A 15,240-nucleotide genomic window follows, 5' to 3' on the forward strand; every position below is an offset into this window, starting at 1 on the left:
TCCGATGGGCGTGCCCGCGTCGCTGCCGCGCCGGCTCGTGCTGGTCGCGCTCGCCACGCTGCCGTTTGCGGCGACTGCGGCGGCGCGTGAGAGTGCAGACGCCCTGTGGGATGCGCTTGCCACGCCTGGGCACATCGCGCTGCTGCGTCATGCCGACGCTCCCGGGGTCGGCGATCCGGCCGGCTTCCGGATCGGCGACTGCGCGACGCAGCGCAATCTTGGCGAGCAAGGCCGCGCACAGGCCCGCCGGATCGGGGATGAGTTTCGCCGGCGCGGCGTGCGCGTCGGCCTCGTGCTCACGAGCCAGTGGTGCCGGGCGCGCGACACCGCGCAACTCATGAGCCTGGGAACCGTCGAGGACGCACCCGAGGCGCTGAACTCCTTCTTCGGCCACTCCGGCGAGCGCGAGTCCGCAACGAATGCGCTCCGACGGCGGCTGTCCGGCCTGCCGCGCGATGCGGGAACGGTCGTGATGGTGACCCATCAGGTCAACATCACCGCGCTGACCGGAGTGTTTCCCAGGTCGGGCGATATCGTGGTGCTGCGTCGCGGGCCTGACGGCGGCATCAGCGTACGCGGCACGATCCCTGCGCCGTGACGGCCAGCGAGAAAAGGGCGATGCGATGAACCTGATGCCAAAGCTCGCCGCCCGCGCCGAGGCCGGCCGTCCCGTTCGCTGCGCCCTGATCGGCGCCGGCAAGTTCGGCTCCATGTTCCTGGCCCAGGCGCCGCATATCGAGGGACTGGAAGTTGCGGCGATCGCCGATCTCGATCCCGAGCGGGCGAAGAATGCTTGCCGCATCGTCGGCTGGGACGAGGCCCGCATCGCCGCCACGCGCTTCGTCGACAGCGGCGTCGCCGCCGCGGAAATGGACGGCGTCGAGGTGGTGATCGAGGCGACCGGGCATCCGGCCGCCGGCGCCCGCCATGCGCTCGCCGCGATCGCGGCCGGGCGCCATGTCGTCATGGTCAATGTCGAGGCCGATGTGCTGGTCGGCCCTGTCCTGGCAGCCAAAGCGAAGGCAGCCGGCGTGGTCTATTCCATGGCCTATGGCGACCAGCCCGCCCTTGTCGCCGAGATGGTCGACTGGGCCAGAGCCTCGGGCTTCACCGTCGCGGCCGCCGGCAAGGGCACGAAGTATCTGCCGGCCTATCACCGCGTCACGCCGGACGAGGTCTGGGGCCATTATGGACTGACGCCGGAAGCGGCGAAGGCTGCTGGCATGAACCCGCAAATGTTCAACTCCTTCCTCGACGGCACCAAATCGGCGATCGAGATGGCGGCGATCGCCAATGCCAGCGGGCTCGACGTGCCGGAAGGCGGTCTCGCTTTCCCGCCCTGCGGCGTCGACGATCTCGCCCATGTCCTGCGGCCGAAGGCGGTCGGCGGCCGGCTCGACCATGACGGCATGGTCGAGGTCGTGTCCTCGCTGGAGCGGGATGGGCGGCCGGTCTTCCGCGATCTGCGCTGGGGCGTCTATGTCGTGCTGAAGGCGCCGAACCCCTACGCTGCCGCCTGTTTCAAGCAGTACGGGCTGCCGACCGATGCCACCGGCCTCTATGCGGCGATGTACAAGCCCTTCCACCTGATCGGGCTCGAGCTCTCGCTCTCGGTGCTGAACGCGGCGCTGCGCGGCGAGCCGACCGGCACGACCCGGAGCTGGCGCGGCGACGCGGTCGCGACCGCCAAGCGCGATCTCAAGGCCGGCGAGATGCTGGACGGGGAGGGCGGCTACACCGTTTATGGCAGACTGATGCCGGCCGCCGCGAGCCGCGCGGCGAAGGCGCTGCCGATCGGACTGGCGCATGGCGTGACATTGAAGCGCAACGTCGCGGCAGGGGCCGTGGTCACCAGTGACGATGTTACGCTGGATGAAACCTCGCCCATCGTCTCACTTCGGCGTGAGCTCGAAGCAACCAGCGGCTGAATCGTGCATTCTCTCCGATGCGGGTCGTTCAGGCTTCCTGCATCCGTCATCCCGGGCGACCGCAGGGAGACCCGGTATCCATTTCGGAAACTTGCCCGGAAAGACTCCGAAATGGGCCCCGGATCGGCGCCGCTTGCGGTGTGTCCGGGACGACACCGTATAGATGCTAGAGGTGGCCGGATTTGCGCCGGCCCTCATCAGGAGATGCCGATGCGTTTCGTTCTCGCCGCAGCCCTCGCGTTGGTGCTTGCGACGCCTACCACAGCCCAGCAACGCTACCCATCGAGCGCCGGGGAGCTCGTGGTTGAAACCGTCGCGAGCGGGCTGGAGAACCCCTGGGGCCTCGCCTTCCTTCCCGACGGGCGCATGCTGGTGACCGAGCGGCCGGGCCGGCTGCGGATGGTCGGCAGCGACGGCAAGCTCTCGGCGCCGATCTCCGGCGTGCCCAATGTCGTGGCGCGTGGGCAGGGCGGCCTGCTCGATGTCGTGCTCGATCCGAACTTCGCCCAGAACCGCTATCTCTATTTCTCCTTCGCCGAGCCGCGCGCCAATGGCAACGGCACCAGTGTCGCGCGTGCGCGGCTGAGCGCCAACGGCACTGCGCTTGAAGGCCTCACCGTGATCTTCCGGCAGATGCCGACGATCGCGAGCAACATGCATTTCGGCTCGCGGCTGGTCTTCGACCGGGCTGGCGCACTCTTCGTCACCGTCGGCGACCGCTACAGCCAGCGCGACCAGGCGCAGAACCCGGAGAACCATATCGGCAAGGTCCTGCGCATCAAGCCCGAAGGTGGCGCGGCGGAGGGCAATCCGAAGAAGCCCGGCTGGCAGCCGGAGATCTGGTCGATCGGCCATCGGAATGTCCAGGGTGCCGCCCTTCACCCGCAGACCGGCCAGCTCTGGACGGCCGAGCACGGCGCACGCGGCGGCGACGAGATCAACACGCCGAAGGCCGGCCTCAACTATGGCTGGCCGGTCATCACCTATGGCATCGACTATTCCGGCGTGAAGATCGGCGAGGGCACGTCGAAGCCCGGCATGGAGCAGCCGCTGTTCTACTGGGACCCGTCGATCGCGCCCTCTGGCGCTGCCTTCTACACCGGCGACACCTGGCCGGCCTGGAAGAACTCGCTCTTCGTGGGCGCGCTCGCCGGTCAATTGCTGGCGCGGCTCTCGACCGATGGCGAGAAGGTCACCGGGGAGGAGCGCCTGCTCACAAATCTCGGCGAGCGCATCCGCGACGTCCGGCAAGGCCCGGACGGCTTCCTCTACCTGCTCAGCGACGATTCGAACGGCAAGGTGCTGCGGGTCAGGCCGTCGCGCTGAGCGTCACGGCCCGCAATCCCATTCGCGCTCGACGACGAAGACCTTGCGGGTCGCAAGATGCCCGTTGGTGTCGTAGAGATCGCCGACATAGTACTCGGTCCCGGCGGCGTCTCGCACGCTGCGGTCGACCTGCAGCGACCAGCCATAGCCGACCCGGTTTCCGCCCTTCCAGTCGCGATGGAGATTGCCGGCCGAGGCCGAGGCGAGGATGCGGGCGCGCTCGTCGCTCGGCGAGCAGGTCGGTCCGGCAAGGGCGGCGCCGGACATGGCGGCAAGGCAAAGGGCGAGCGGCATCGGCTTGAACAAGGCAGGCATCCTTCGGGGAAATCCGAGCAGAATCAGGTGATCTCGGCGAGCCGCGTATCGAGCGACAGAACGAGGCACCAATGTGGCTCGAAGTCGGCTCCCAGCGGCCAGACCTGCTCCTTGAAGATCGTCAGCATGGACGCCTGGTAGCGCTCGAACCAGTCGCGCTGGCAAAGCACGAACTTGGTCGCGCCGACAATGGTCTCGCGGTCGATGATGCACAGCGGAACGATGTCGGGATTGGCCGCAAGATAGTCCTGCACCGCGACGATCAGCGTCGGGTAGCCGGGGTGCAGCATGTCGTCGAGCACGATGAGCCCGCCCTCGGCGAGGCAGGCGGTGGCGAGCGCCAGATCCTTGCTCAGCGCCGCGCGCGAATGCTCGCCGTCGACATGGATGAAGCGCAGCTTCTCGCCGCGGGCATGGCCGATCAGTTCTGCCGGCGACATCGTGCCGGCATCGGCCTTGATGGTAACGCGGCGCTCGGGCGCGATGCCGTGCTTCAGGCAGTTCGCCTCGAAGCGATCCTTCACCTGAGGATTTGGCCATTCGAAGATGTCGATGCCGAGGGCAAGCTCGCCAGGGTCGAGCGCATGGGCCAGCGCGATGAAGAAGCGACCTTCGAAAGCGCCAATTTCGGCGATCGGCCCGCCGACCCCCTCTTCCGTCTGCAAACGCAGCAGCCGCGCGCAGATTGCCGCCGCAAAGCGCGAGGACATGCCGACGACGCTGCCATAGCCCTCGGCGAGATAGGCTTCGACGGCAGGGTGGCCGGAGTGCGGGATCGGCGCCATCGCTCAGGCCTTGGCGTGGAAGATGAAGAAGGCGCCGGCCGCGATCAGCGCAAAGCCGATCGCATGGTTCCAGGTCAGCTGCTCCTTGAGCCAGAAGACGGAGAAGCCGGCGAAGACGCAGAGCGTGATCACCTCCTGCATCGTCTTCAGCTCCGCCGCCGAATAGACGCTCGAGCCGATGCGGTTGGCCGGAACGGCGAGCATGTATTCCGGCAGCGCGATCATCCAGCTCGCCAGGATCGCCAGCCAGATCGCCGTGCTCTTGTAGGAGAGGTGGCCGTACCAGGCGAAGGTCATGAAGACGTTCGAGCCGATCAGCATGGCGATCGGCAGGAGATGGGCGGCGCTGAGGGTTGGCATGGCAGGGTCCGGATTTGCGCAGGATCGGCGGGATCAACGGCTCAGCCGTAGCGGAGTTTCATCGTCAGGATGATCAGCACCAGCGCGAGCGTCACCGTATTGGCGCCGATCAGCGGCCATGAGGCGATCAGCACGCCATAGATCAGCCAGAGCACGATGCCGGTGGCAAAAAGCGCCTGCGTCCACAGCGAGATGCCGCTGGTGTCGCGCGTCTTGATCGTCTGCCAGGCCTGCGGCAGCCAGCAGAAAGTGGTGAGCAGGGCGGCGCAGAAGCCGAGCGCTTCGATGGCGGCGGTGGACATGCGGGCCTGCGGCGATTCGCGCGAGAGTCGAGGTCGATCAGACATAGCCGGTTTCGGCGTTCCGCGCGCGGCAGGCCTCGCATGGTTAACCTCCGTTAACCGCAGCGCCCTAGTTTTGCGTCAATCCTGCGATTCGGTGGATTTATGCGCACATTGATCCTGGCCTTGCCTCTCGTCCTCGCCGCCGCGACCGCGGCCCGGGCCGATTTCGACTCCTGCGTCGCCGGCCTGCGTTCGGCCGCCGCGGCCAAGGGCGTCTCCGGCGCCACCTTCGATCGCGCCATGGCGGGCGTCACGCCCGACATGAAGGTGATCGAGGCGATGAACAACCAGCCGGAGTTCAAGACTCCGATCTGGGACTATCTCGGCACGTTGGTCGATGACGAGAAGGTCGCCGAAGGGCGCTCGATGATGCGCCAGCACGCATCGACGCTTGCCGCCGCCGAACAGCGCTTCGGCGTCGACCGCCACACCATCGCGGCGGTCTGGGGCGTCGAGAGCGATTTCGGCAAGGCGCGGGGCAAGATGCCGCTGGTCCAGGCGCTGTCGACCGGTGCCTGCCTGGCGCCGCGGCGCAATGCCTTCTTCAAGGGCGAATTGATCGCTACCCTGCAGATCATCCAGCGCGGCGATGTCCGCCCCGAGCGGTTGTTCGGCTCCTGGGCCGGCGCTTTTGGTCACACCCAGTTCATCCCCTCGACCTACCTGCGGCTCGCCGTCGACGGCGATGGCGACGGCCGGCGCGACCTCGTCGACTCCATTCCCGACGCGCTGCATTCGACCGCGAACTTCATGGACAAGGCCGGCTGGGTCACCGGCGCGACCTGGGGCTACGAGGTCCGCGTGCCCGGTGGCTATTCCGGCCCGACCGGGCGCAACCCGAAGCAGCCGGTCTCGTCCTGGGCGGCGCGAGGCATCGTCAAATTCGACGGCTCGGCGCTGACCGGTTCCGGCAATGCCGGCTTGCTGATGCCGGCCGGCCGTAATGGCCCGGCCTTCCTCGTCTTCAAGAACTATGACGCCGCCTACAGCTATAACGGCGCGGATTCCTATGCCCTTGCGATCTCGCTCCTGTCCGACCGCCTGCGCGGCCGGCCAGGCGTGCAGGGCGAATGGCCGACCGACGATTTGCCGCTCTCGCGCGAGCAGCGCCGCGAATTGCAGCGCCTGCTGATCCAGCGCGGCTACAACGTCGGCGAGCCCGATGGCGCGGTCGGCGCGCTGACGCGGGCGGCGATCAAGGACATCGAGGCTAAGGTCGGCATGCCGCAGACGGGTCGCCCCGGCGAGAAGGTCCTGCGCGCGCTGAAGGGCGGGCGCGTCTGAGGCGCAGCCGTCCCGTGCTTGCGCACGAACGCTGCGCCTCGTAAGCAGCCAGCGCATTTCTGTTGCGCGAGGCTCAATCGATGGCGAACCACAAGCTCCTGCTGCTCCCCGGCGACGGCATCGGCCCCGAGGTGATGGGGCAGGTCGAGAAGATCGTCTCCTGGTTCGAGAAGCAGGGCCTCGGCTCGTTCTCGCTCGAGCGCGGCCTCGTCGGCGGCATCGCCTATGACACCCACAAGCAGGCGATCTCGGAAGGCGACATGAAGCTCGCCCAGGAAGCTGACGCCGTGCTCTTCGGTGCGGTCGGCGGCCCGAAATGGGCCGATGTGCCCTATCAGCACCGCCCCGAGGCCGGCCTGCTGCGCCTGCGCAAGGATCTTGGCCTCTTCGCCAATCTGCGCCCGGCGATCTGCTATCCGGCGCTGGCCTCGGCCTCGTCGCTGAAGCCGGAGGTCGTCGAAGGGCTCGACATCCTGATCGTGCGCGAACTCACCGGCGGCGTCTATTTCGGCGAGCCGAAGGAGATCGTCACGCTCGAGGACGGCTCAAAGCGCGGCGTCGACACCCAGCTCTACACCACCGGCGAGATCGAGCGCATCTGCGCCGTCGCCTTCGAGCTGGCCCGCACCCGCCGCAACAAGGTCTCCTCGGCCGAGAAGCACAACGTCATGAAGACCGGCGTGCTCTGGAAGCAGACGGTCACGGCGCTGCACGCCAAGAGTTACAAGGATGTCGAGCTCGAGCATGTGCTGGCCGACAACTGCGCCATGCAGCTGGTGCGCTGGCCCAAGCAGTACGACGTCATCGTCTGCGACAACCTCTTCGGCGACATCCTCTCCGACGTCGCGGCGATGCTGACCGGCTCGCTCGGCATGCTGCCCTCCGCCTCGCTCGGCGCCGAGGATCCGGCGACCGGCAAGCGCAAGGCGCTCTACGAACCCGTCCACGGCTCGGCGCCCGACATCGCCGGAAAGGGCCTTGCCAACCCGATCGCGATGATCGGCTCCTTCGCCATGGCGCTGCGCTATTCCTTCGGCGCCGGCGAGGCGGCGGACCGGCTCGAAGGCGCGATCGCCGACGTGCTCGGCGCCGGCACCCGCACCAAGGACATCGCCGCGCCCGGCGCCAACGCGGTCTCGACGACCGAGATGGGCGACGCCATCGTCAAGGCGCTCGAAGCGCGGGGCTGAGGTTCGTCATTCCGGGGCGCTGCGGAGCAGCGAGCCCGGAAACCATGAACACCACGCTGCTCCACTACGTCATGCTCGCCCTTGTGGCGAGCATCCACGTCTTGAACACCGCCTTCAATCAGCGACGACGTGGGTGGTCGGGGCAAGCCCGACCATGACGAGGTAGGCTCTTCAGCCCCTCAGCTTGCCCTGCCCCCATACTGCGCCTCATGCAGGCGCCGGTAGATCCCGGGCCGCTGCACCAGCTCCTGATGCCGGCCCTGCTCGGCGACTCCGCTCTCGTCGATGACGATGATGCGGTCGGCATCCTGGATCGTCGCGAGGCGATGCGCGATGACTAGGGTTGTGCGACCCTTCGACAGCTCGGCGAGCGAGGCCTGGATGGCGCGCTCGGTCTCGGTGTCGAGCGCCGAGGTCGCTTCGTCCAGGATCAGGATCGGCGGGTTCTTCAGGAACATGCGGGCGATGGCGAGGCGCTGCTTCTGCCCGCCCGAGAGCTTGACGCCGCGCTCGCCGATCACCGTATCGAGCCCGCCGGGCAGGCGCGCGATCATCTCGTCCAGCCGCGCGCGCCGGGCGGCCTCAACGATCTCCTCCTCGCTCGCCGTCAGCTTGCCATAGGCGATGTTCTCACGCAGCGTCCCGGCGAAGAGGAAGACGTCCTGCTGGACGATGCCGATCTGGCCGCGCAGCGAGGCGAGGGTCATCTGCCTGATGTCGATGCCGTCGATCGCGATCTGCCCGCCCTCGACATCGTAGAAGCGCGGCAGCAGCGAGCAGATCGTTGTCTTGCCGGCCCCTGACGGGCCGACGAAGGCGATGGTCTCGCCGGCGCGGATTGTCAGGTTGATGCCCTTCAGGATCTTGCGGTCCGGCGTATAGCCGAAGCTGACATCCTGGTAGGCGATGTCGCCCTTGAGGCCGGAGACGGCGAGGGCGCCGGGCAGGTCGGCGATGTCGGGCCGCGTGTCCAGGAACTCGGTGTAGCGCCGGAAGCCGGCGATGCCCTTCGGATAGGTCTCGATCACCGAGTTGATCTTCTCGATCGGCCGGAAGAACACCGTGACCAGCAGCAGGAAGCCGACGAAGCCGCCGGCGCTGAGACCGCCGGTCAGCACGTAATAGGCGCCGGCGATCATCACCGCCATCTGGGTCAGGCGCATGCCGAAATAGGAGAGCGAGGTCGAGGCCGCCATCAGCCGATAGGCGTCGAGCTTGGTGCGGCGATAGCGCTGGTTGTCGACCGCGAACAGGCTGCGCTCGTGCTCCTCGTTGGCGAAGGCCTGGACGACGCGGATGCCGCCGACATTTTCCTCGATCCGGGCGTTGAACGAGCCGACGCTGCCAAACAGTTTTTGCCAGTTCGCCGTCATCCGCCGGCCATAGCGGCTGGTCAGCCAGGCGATCAGCGGCACGATCGTCGCGGTGATCAGGGCGAGCTGCGGGTGCACCATCAGCATCAGCGCGAAGGCGCCGATGAAGGTCATCACCGCGATGAACAGGTCTTCGGGCCCGTGATGGGCGACCTCGCCGATCTCCTCCAGATCCTTGGTCAGGCGCCCGACGAGATGGCCGGTCTTCTGGTTGTCGAACCAGCCGAAGGAGAGCTTTTGCAGGTGGTCGAACGCCTTGCGGCGCATCTCAGTCTCAATGTTGATGCCGAACATGTGGCCCCAATAGGTCACAACCACCATCAGGCCGGCATTGATCAGGTAGATCGCGAGCAGGCCGAGCGAGGCCAGCACGATCAGGCTCCAGTTCCCGCTCGGCAGCAGCTGGTCGACGAACAGCTTCACCGCGATCGGAAAGCCGAGCTCGAGCAGGCCCGAGATCACGGCGCAGCCGAAATCGAGCAGGAATAGGCCGCGATGCGGGCGATAATAGGCGAAGAAGCGGGCGAGCATGCAGGGGCTGTTAGCATATTGGCGGCAAGCTGGTCAGGTGGAGACGAACGGAGCGTCACGCACCGGTCGCATTGCGGCGACGGGGCGAGGAGGTTCGGCGGAGGTACCGACCTTGCTTCGTTGACGCGCCCATCGTGCGCGTCACGATCGCTGCTCTGTCGCGGAGGGGGTGCGCATGAATAGATTGGCGATCATGACAGGCATGGCGGCGTCGTTCGTCATGCTTCTGAATGGCCCCGTGCAGGCCCAGGAGGGCTGCAAGCAGGTCAGCACCTCCTGCTCCGCCATGTTCAGGAGCTGCGAGCAGAACTGCAACAAGGTCGGCAGCAACCCTTCAGCCTGCATCGCCCGCGTCTGCACGCCGCCGCTCGACGGCTGCAAGGCGAACGGCGTCTGGCGCAGCGTCCAGAGCGGCTCGGCCTGCTGGGCGACGAAGAACAGGTCCTGAGCGGCTAGCCGCCCAGCCGGTATTTCACGAAGCCTTCGCCGGCATCGCCGACCGGCTGCGCCTTCAGCGTCTCCGGCTTCTTGCTGACGGCGGCCGGGGAGGTCGGGAAGGTGACGTTGACGGTCGCCGGCAGCGGCTTCAGCGACCAGTTGTTGTCGGCCGCCGGATTGATCGTCTTCTTCTCGATGATGTAGCGCACGATCACGTCGCGGTTGAGGTCTGGCGCCTCCAGCACCAGCGTCGTCTTGGTGCCCGGGAAATTGCCGCCGCCGGAGGCACGGTAATTGTTGGTGACGACGATGAACTCAGCCTTCTCGTCGATCGGCTTGCCCTGATAGGCGAGGTCGACGATGCGATGGGCGTCTGGCGCCACCAGCTTGCCGTCGCCGTCATAGCGCGAGGCCTGCGTCACGTCGATCTGGTAGCTGACGCCGTCGATCACGTCGAAATTGAAGGCTGGGAAGCCGGGATTGATCAGCGGCTGCTCCTCGGTCCTGGCGATGTCGATCTGGTTGAAGATGCCGGCCGAGCGCTCCAGCCATTCGCGGATCTGCGCGCCGCTGACTTTCACGACCTGCACCGTGTTCGGGTAAAGATAGATGTCGGCGACGTTCTTGATCGCGATCGGCCCGGCCGGGATATCGGTGAAGAAGGCCGGCCCGGCGCGCCCGCCCGATTTGAAGGGCGCTGCGGCCGACAGGATCGGCAGGTCCTTGTACGGCGTCTGCGCCATCAGCGGCTTGGCATAGGCGATCTGCGCCTCCGCCACGATCTGTACGGAAGGATCGTCGGCGACGAGGGCAAAATAGCTGTTGATCGGCGCGCTCGTGGTGCCGACCGGCTCGCGCATATAGCTCAGCGTCGCCTCGTGGTCGGCCTTCACCGTGGCGAGCACGGCGGCCTCGACCTCGGCCTTCGGCACGATCTTGCGGTCGGGCGTGCGCTCATAGATCGGCTTGGGGTCGACCTTGAAGTCGGCGATGCGCCAGCGCCCGTCGCGCTTCTCCAGCTCGAGGTCGACGATGCCGACATGCGAGCCCCAGAAGCCGGGCTGGCAGGCCGGTTTGCCATGCAGCGAGCCCTTCTTGTTGTCGACGCCGGGAATGCCGTCGAAGGCCTTGCCGCCAGGGAAGACGAGATGCTGATGGCCGGTCAGGACGACGTCGATGCCGTCGAGCTTGGCGAGGTGCAGCGCCGCATTCTCCTCGCCGCCCTTGCGCTCGCCGCCAGCGATGCCCGAGTGGCAGAGCGCGATGGTCAGGTCGGGATGGGCCAGCGCGATCTCCGGAAGATATTTCTGCGCGGCATCGACAATGTCGATTGCGGTGACCTTGCGGTCGAGATTGCCCTTGTCCCATTGCATGATCTGCGGCGGCACGAAGCCGATCACCGCGATGTTGAGGACATGCTTCGTGCCGGCCTCGTCCTCGAAGCTCTGCTCGAAGATGCGCCAGGGCTCGATCAGCGTGCCGCCGCCGATGCGATCGACATTGGCGCAGACGATCGGGAACTCCGCGCGGGCGAGGCCGTGCTCGAGGAAATCGAGCCCGTAATTGAACTCGTGATTGCCGAGCGTGCCGCACTGATAGGGCAGGGCGTTCATCGCGGCGATCATCGGATGGGTCTCGCCGGCTTTCAGCCCCTTCTTGTAGGCGACGAAGTCGCCGAGCGAGGAGCCCTGCAGGAAGTCGCCATTGTCGAAGAGCAGGCTGTTCCTGGCCTCCGCCTGCGCCGCCTTGATCAGGTTCGCCGTCTTGGCGAGGCCGACCGTGTCGTCGGGCGCGTCGCGGAAATAGTCATAAGGGACGACGTTGACGTGCAGGTCGCTGGTCTCCAGCAGCCGGAGCTTGAGCTTGGCCGGGGCCTGCGCCGCGAGCGGGCTGGCGAGCGCGCCGGCAGCGGCGATGGCGGCCCCGGCCTTGAGCGTGTCACGGCGGCTGAAACTGCGGGCGCGGTCCATCATCGGCTCCTGAAGCGAGGTGCTGCGACAGACGCTAGCACCATGGCAGGACCGTGACACTGGGGTAACGTCATGCTCGGGCTTGACCCGAGCATCTCAGACCGGAAAAGGCTGCCATCAGCGCCTTCTCGTCATGAGATTCTCGGATCTGCGCTTCGCTCCGTCCGAGAATGACGCGCGTGTTACCGGCTCACGCCCTCCATCCGCACTCGCCCGTCGGCGCCCTCGGTCCAGGCGGCGATGGCGCCGTCCGGGAGCCGTTTCGCCTTCACCTGGAACGCCTCGCCGGCGATCAGCGGCGCGAGCCCGCGATAGTCGAGCCGGATCGGCTCGCCGCCGGAGAGCGTCGCGATGATGTTCATGATCAGCGTCGCCTGGATCGGCCCGTGCACGACGAGGCCGGCATAGCCTTCGACGCCGGTGACATAAGGCTGGTCGTAATGGATGCGGTGGCCGTTGAAGGTGAGCGCCGAATAGCGGAACAGCAGCACCGGGTCTGCCTCGACCGTCCAGGTCAGATCGGCCGGGCGGGGCTCGGCTGGAGCCGGCGCCGGCTCGGCTCCTGGCTTGGCCGCCTCGCGATAGACGATATCATGGCGCTCGCGCAGCGCGACGCCGCGCGCCGTGACGAGTTCATGGTTGACCGCGACGAAGCAGAGCGGGCCGGCGCGACCTGCTTTGTACGTGACGTCACCGATGGTCGAGCGGCGGGTGACCTCGTCGCCTGTGCGCAAGGGAGCGAGCGTTTCGATCCGCCCGCCCGCCCACATCCGCCGCGGCAGCGGCACCGGCGGCAGGAACTTGCCCTTGGCAGCGTGGCCGTCATCACCGAGCGCGGCCATCGGCGAGATCGGCGGGGCCAGGCACCAGTGCAGGGCGAGCGGCGCTTCGCCCTGCGGGTATGGCGCAAGATGAGGGGAGAACGTCGCCTCATAGCTGGCGACGAGCCGCGGCGTGATCAGGTCGGACGCCTCTTCCGAGCGGCCGATCCAGGATTTCAGATGATCGATATCCATTGCGCTCAGTAGCTTCTCGGCATGCCGAGAACGTGCTCGGCGAGATAGGACAGGATCAGGTTGGTCGAGATCGGCGCGACCTGGTAGAGCCGCGTCTCCCTGAACTTGCGCTCGATGTCGTATTCCTCGGCAAAGCCGAAGCCGCCATGAGTCTGGATGCAGGCGTTCGCCGCTTCGAAGGAGGCGTCCGCCGCCAGCATCTTGGCCATGTTGGCCTCGGCGCCCGGATTGGCCCCGGCCTCGTAGAGGCGGATCGCCTCGCGCACCATCAGTTCAGCCGCGCGCATATTGGCGTAGGCCCTGGCAATCGGGAACTGGATGCCCTGGTTCTGGCCGATCGGCCGGCCGAAGACCTGGCGCTCCTTCGCGTAATTGGAAGCTTTGTCGATGAACCATTTGGCATCGCCGACGCATTCGGCCGCGATCAGGATGCGCTCGGCGTTCATCCCGGAGAGGATATAGCGGAAGCCCTTGCCTTCCTCGCCGACGAGGTTGGCCGCCGGCACCTTCACATTGTCGAAGAAGACCTCGGTGGTGGCGTGGTTCATCATCGTGCGGATCGGCCGGATCGTGAGGCCATCCCTCAAGGCTTCGCGCATGTCGAGGATGAAGACCGAGAGCCCGTCAGTACGCTTTTGCACCTGATCGCGCGGCGTGGTCCGGGCGAGCAGCAGCATCAGGTCCGATTGCGCAGCCCGGCTGGTCCAGATCTTCTGGCCATTGACGACGTAGTGGTCGCCTTCGCGGCGGGCGGTGGTGCGCAAAGCGGTGGTGTCGGTGCCGCTGGTTGGCTCGGTGACGCCGAAGGCCTGCAGGCGCAATTCGCCCGAGGCGATTGCTGGCAGATAGCGCTGCTTCTGCTCGGCGCTGCCATGGCGCAGCACTGTGCCCATCACATACATCTGCGCATGGCAGGCGCCGCCATTGCAGCCCTGGCGCTGGATCTCCTCCATGATCGCTGCCGCGGCCGAGAGCGTGAGTCCTGCCCCGCCATACTCCTCCGGGATCAGCGCAGAGAGGAAGCCGCTCTGCGTCAGTGCCGTCACAAACTCGCTGGGATAGGCCATCTCGCGGTCGAGCTTGCGCCAGTACTCGCCGGGGAAGTCGGCGCAGAGCCTTGCCACCGCCTCGCGGATGTCGGTGTGATCGTTGGCTGTGGTCATGCTCATCTCAGGCCGATCGCGCCGCTTTCGCCATGAACTCGCGGCGTAACGCTTCATCATGTTCGCCGAGGCTAGGTGGCGCCCGCATCAGGGCGCGCTCGCCGTCGACCAGCACCGGTGGCGCCAGCACCTCGATCGGGCCGTTCGGGGTCGGGACGGGCAGGGCGGTCGCGGCCGGATGGTCGATCAGGTCGGCCATTGTCGAGACCGTGCCATAAGCGATGCGGGCGGCATCGAGCCCTGCTGCCGTCTCGGCATAGGTTCGGGTGGCGAGCGTCGCCTGGATCGCGGCATCGAGGGCAGGGCGGTTGCGCACGCGCAGCACATTGCCGGCAAAGCGTGGGTCGTCGAGCAGGCCGTCATTGCCGAGCACGTCGCGGGCCAGGATCTGCCATTCGCGCTCGCTCTGGATCGAGATCAGCACCTCGGCATCGGCGAGGCGGAACACGCCATAGGGCGCGATCGAGGGGTGGGCTAGACCGAGCCGCGGCGGTTCGATCCCGCCATAGCGCCGGGTGAGATAGGGCACGTTCATCAAATCGGCGATGGTGTCGAACAGCGAGAGCTGGATGCGCGACCCTTCGCCGGTGCGACCGCGCCGGATCAGCGCTTCGAGGATCGCGGCATAGGCGGCATTGCCGGTGGCGATGTCGGCGATCGAGATACCGATCCGCGTCGGGCCGGAGTCGGGGCTGCCGGTCACGGCGGCAAGGCCGGCTTCCGCCTGGATCAAGAGATCATAGGCCTTCTTGGTGTAGTGCGGCGTACCGGGCGCATAGCCGGAGATGTCGCAGGTGATCAGCCTGGGATGGCGCTGGCGCAGCGCCTCGCTGCCGATCCCGAGCCGGTCGGTCGCGCCGGGCGCGAAGTTCTGGATGAAGACGTCGGCCTCCGCCAGCATCGCTTCGACCAAAGCGAGGTCATTCGGATCCTTGAGGTCGACCCGGCAGGATTCCTTGCCACGGTTGATCCAGACGAAATAGGAGGACAGGCCTCCGGCATAGTCGTCATAGCCCCTCGAGAAATCGCCTTCCTCACGCTCCAGCTTGATGACGCGGGCCCCGGCATCGGCGAGCCGGCAGCTCGCCAGCGGAGCGGCCACCGCCTGCTCCAGCGCCACCACCAGGATTCCATCGAGAGCATTCGTCATCAGACCGTCGCGCGCCTTCCGTTCCGCGCGAGAGATCGTCGTCGGCCCGATGAAGTCAAATAGCGTT

At 66.9% G+C, this 15,240-nt stretch carries 15 protein-coding genes; 6 read left to right on the forward strand and 9 right to left on the reverse strand.

Features of this window, described 5'->3' with window-relative positions; translation table 11 throughout:
• The first annotated feature begins 4 nt into the window (after window positions 1–4).
• The 3 genes from CXY91_RS28980 to CXY91_RS28990 all read left to right on the forward strand — a co-directional run bounded on the left by CXY91_RS28980 (window position 5) and on the right by CXY91_RS28990 (window position 3,254).
• On the forward strand, window positions 5–598 hold the full coding sequence (locus tag CXY91_RS28980) for a histidine phosphatase family protein (RefSeq protein ID WP_100965420.1): 594 nt from the start codon (window positions 5–7) through the stop codon (window positions 596–598).
• Between the two features lie 25 nt (window positions 599–623).
• A complete protein-coding gene (locus tag CXY91_RS28985; RefSeq protein WP_100965421.1) occupies window positions 624–1,928 on the forward strand; it encodes an NAD(P)H-dependent oxidoreductase in 1,305 nt (434 codons plus the stop codon).
• 210 nt (window positions 1,929–2,138) lie between these two features.
• Entirely contained in the window at window positions 2,139–3,254 is a 1,116-nt protein-coding gene (locus CXY91_RS28990) for a PQQ-dependent sugar dehydrogenase (RefSeq protein WP_199777601.1), read from the forward strand.
• A gap of 3 nt (window positions 3,255–3,257) precedes the next feature.
• On the opposite strand, the gene CXY91_RS28995 is transcribed toward CXY91_RS28990, so the two are convergent.
• Genes CXY91_RS28995 through CXY91_RS29010 form a run of 4 tightly spaced genes read right to left on the reverse strand, consistent with a single transcriptional unit; the run spans window position 3,258 to window position 5,016 of the window.
• Window positions 3,258–3,560 (reverse strand): hypothetical protein, encoded by a 303-nt coding sequence (locus CXY91_RS28995; RefSeq protein WP_158673650.1) that lies wholly within the window; start codon window positions 3,558–3,560, stop codon window positions 3,258–3,260.
• Window positions 3,561–3,592: 32 nt separating this feature from the next.
• Window positions 3,593–4,354 carry a class I SAM-dependent methyltransferase gene (locus CXY91_RS29000; RefSeq protein WP_100965424.1) on the reverse strand — a complete coding sequence of 254 codons (762 nt, stop codon included), beginning with the start codon at window positions 4,352–4,354 and terminating at the stop codon, window positions 3,593–3,595.
• A gap of 3 nt (window positions 4,355–4,357) precedes the next feature.
• Window positions 4,358–4,714 (reverse strand): DMT family protein, encoded by a 357-nt coding sequence (locus CXY91_RS29005; RefSeq protein WP_100965425.1) that lies wholly within the window; start codon window positions 4,712–4,714, stop codon window positions 4,358–4,360.
• 41 nt (window positions 4,715–4,755) lie between these two features.
• Window positions 4,756–5,016, reverse strand: a complete 261-nt coding sequence (locus tag CXY91_RS29010; protein ID WP_091831449.1) for a SemiSWEET family sugar transporter — start codon at window positions 5,014–5,016, stop codon at window positions 4,756–4,758.
• Between the two features lie 144 nt (window positions 5,017–5,160).
• On the opposite strand from CXY91_RS29010, the gene CXY91_RS29015 reads away from it, so the two are divergent.
• Both CXY91_RS29015 and leuB read left to right on the forward strand, forming a co-directional pair.
• The gene (locus tag CXY91_RS29015) at window positions 5,161–6,342 is read left to right on the forward strand and encodes a lytic murein transglycosylase (protein ID WP_100965426.1); all 1,182 of its coding nucleotides are present in this window, start codon (window positions 5,161–5,163) and stop codon (window positions 6,340–6,342) included.
• An 80-nt stretch (window positions 6,343–6,422) separates the two neighbouring features.
• Window positions 6,423–7,532, forward strand: coding sequence for a 3-isopropylmalate dehydrogenase (gene leuB, locus CXY91_RS29020; protein ID WP_100965427.1), 1,110 nt, complete (start codon window positions 6,423–6,425; stop codon window positions 7,530–7,532).
• A 179-nt stretch (window positions 7,533–7,711) separates the two neighbouring features.
• Here the strand turns inward: leuB and CXY91_RS29025 are convergent, their stop codons facing one another.
• A complete protein-coding gene (locus tag CXY91_RS29025; RefSeq protein ID WP_100965428.1) occupies window positions 7,712–9,436 on the reverse strand; it encodes an ABC transporter ATP-binding protein in 1,725 nt (574 codons plus the stop codon).
• 175 nt (window positions 9,437–9,611) lie between these two features.
• On the opposite strand from CXY91_RS29025, the gene CXY91_RS29030 reads away from it, so the two are divergent.
• Window positions 9,612–9,884: a hypothetical protein gene (locus CXY91_RS29030; protein WP_158673651.1), complete on the forward strand. Its 273-nt coding sequence runs from the start codon at window positions 9,612–9,614 to the stop codon at window positions 9,882–9,884.
• 4 nt (window positions 9,885–9,888) lie between these two features.
• Here CXY91_RS29030 and CXY91_RS29035 read toward each other — a convergent pair whose 3' ends face one another.
• From CXY91_RS29035 to CXY91_RS29050, 4 genes are all read right to left on the reverse strand, one after another.
• Entirely contained in the window at window positions 9,889–11,847 is a 1,959-nt protein-coding gene (locus tag CXY91_RS29035) for a bifunctional 2',3'-cyclic-nucleotide 2'-phosphodiesterase/3'-nucleotidase (protein ID WP_100965430.1), read from the reverse strand.
• Between the two features lie 179 nt (window positions 11,848–12,026).
• On the reverse strand, window positions 12,027–12,860 hold the full coding sequence (locus CXY91_RS29040; protein ID WP_199777602.1) for an HTD2 family dehydratase: 834 nt from the start codon (window positions 12,858–12,860) through the stop codon (window positions 12,027–12,029).
• Window positions 12,861–12,865: 5 nt separating this feature from the next.
• The gene (locus CXY91_RS29045; protein WP_199777603.1) at window positions 12,866–14,023 is read right to left on the reverse strand and encodes an acyl-CoA dehydrogenase family protein; all 1,158 of its coding nucleotides are present in this window, start codon (window positions 14,021–14,023) and stop codon (window positions 12,866–12,868) included.
• Window positions 14,024–14,030: 7 nt separating this feature from the next.
• Window positions 14,031–15,173, reverse strand: coding sequence for a CaiB/BaiF CoA transferase family protein (locus CXY91_RS29050; protein ID WP_100965515.1), 1,143 nt, complete (start codon window positions 15,171–15,173; stop codon window positions 14,031–14,033).
• Window positions 15,174–15,240: the final 67 nt, after the last annotated feature.

The organism is Allobosea sp. FBZP-16 (genome assembly GCF_002831785.1).
Classification (GTDB): domain Bacteria; phylum Pseudomonadota; class Alphaproteobacteria; order Rhizobiales; family Beijerinckiaceae; genus Allobosea; species Allobosea lupini.

Bases quoted from the DNA above. Each gene is read 5' to 3' on its own strand.
- CXY91_RS29000 (WP_100965424.1), bottom strand. From the start codon at position 4,354: ATGGCGCCGATCCCGCACTCCGGCCACCCTGCCGTCGAAGCCTATCTC.
- leuB (WP_100965427.1), top strand. From the start codon at position 6,423: ATGGCGAACCACAAGCTCCTGCTGCTCCCCGGCGACGGCATCGGCCCC.
- CXY91_RS29040 (WP_199777602.1), bottom strand. From the start codon at position 12,860: ATGGATATCGATCATCTGAAATCCTGGATCGGCCGCTCGGAAGAGGCG.
- CXY91_RS29015 (WP_100965426.1), top strand. From the start codon at position 5,161: ATGCGCACATTGATCCTGGCCTTGCCTCTCGTCCTCGCCGCCGCGACC.
- CXY91_RS29010 (WP_091831449.1), bottom strand. From the start codon at position 5,016: ATGTCCACCGCCGCCATCGAAGCGCTCGGCTTCTGCGCCGCCCTGCTC.
- CXY91_RS29050 (WP_100965515.1), bottom strand. From the start codon at position 15,173: ATGACGAATGCTCTCGATGGAATCCTGGTGGTGGCGCTGGAGCAGGCG.
- CXY91_RS29030 (WP_158673651.1), top strand. From the start codon at position 9,612: ATGAATAGATTGGCGATCATGACAGGCATGGCGGCGTCGTTCGTCATG.
- CXY91_RS29045 (WP_199777603.1), bottom strand. From the start codon at position 14,023: ATGACCACAGCCAACGATCACACCGACATCCGCGAGGCGGTGGCAAGG.
- CXY91_RS29025 (WP_100965428.1), bottom strand. From the start codon at position 9,436: ATGCTCGCCCGCTTCTTCGCCTATTATCGCCCGCATCGCGGCCTATTC.
- CXY91_RS28985 (WP_100965421.1), top strand. From the start codon at position 624: ATGAACCTGATGCCAAAGCTCGCCGCCCGCGCCGAGGCCGGCCGTCCC.
- CXY91_RS29035 (WP_100965430.1), bottom strand. From the start codon at position 11,847: ATGATGGACCGCGCCCGCAGTTTCAGCCGCCGTGACACGCTCAAGGCC.
- CXY91_RS29005 (WP_100965425.1), bottom strand. From the start codon at position 4,714: ATGCCAACCCTCAGCGCCGCCCATCTCCTGCCGATCGCCATGCTGATC.
- CXY91_RS28990 (WP_199777601.1), top strand. From the start codon at position 2,139: ATGCGTTTCGTTCTCGCCGCAGCCCTCGCGTTGGTGCTTGCGACGCCT.
- CXY91_RS28980 (WP_100965420.1), top strand. From the start codon at position 5: ATGGGCGTGCCCGCGTCGCTGCCGCGCCGGCTCGTGCTGGTCGCGCTC.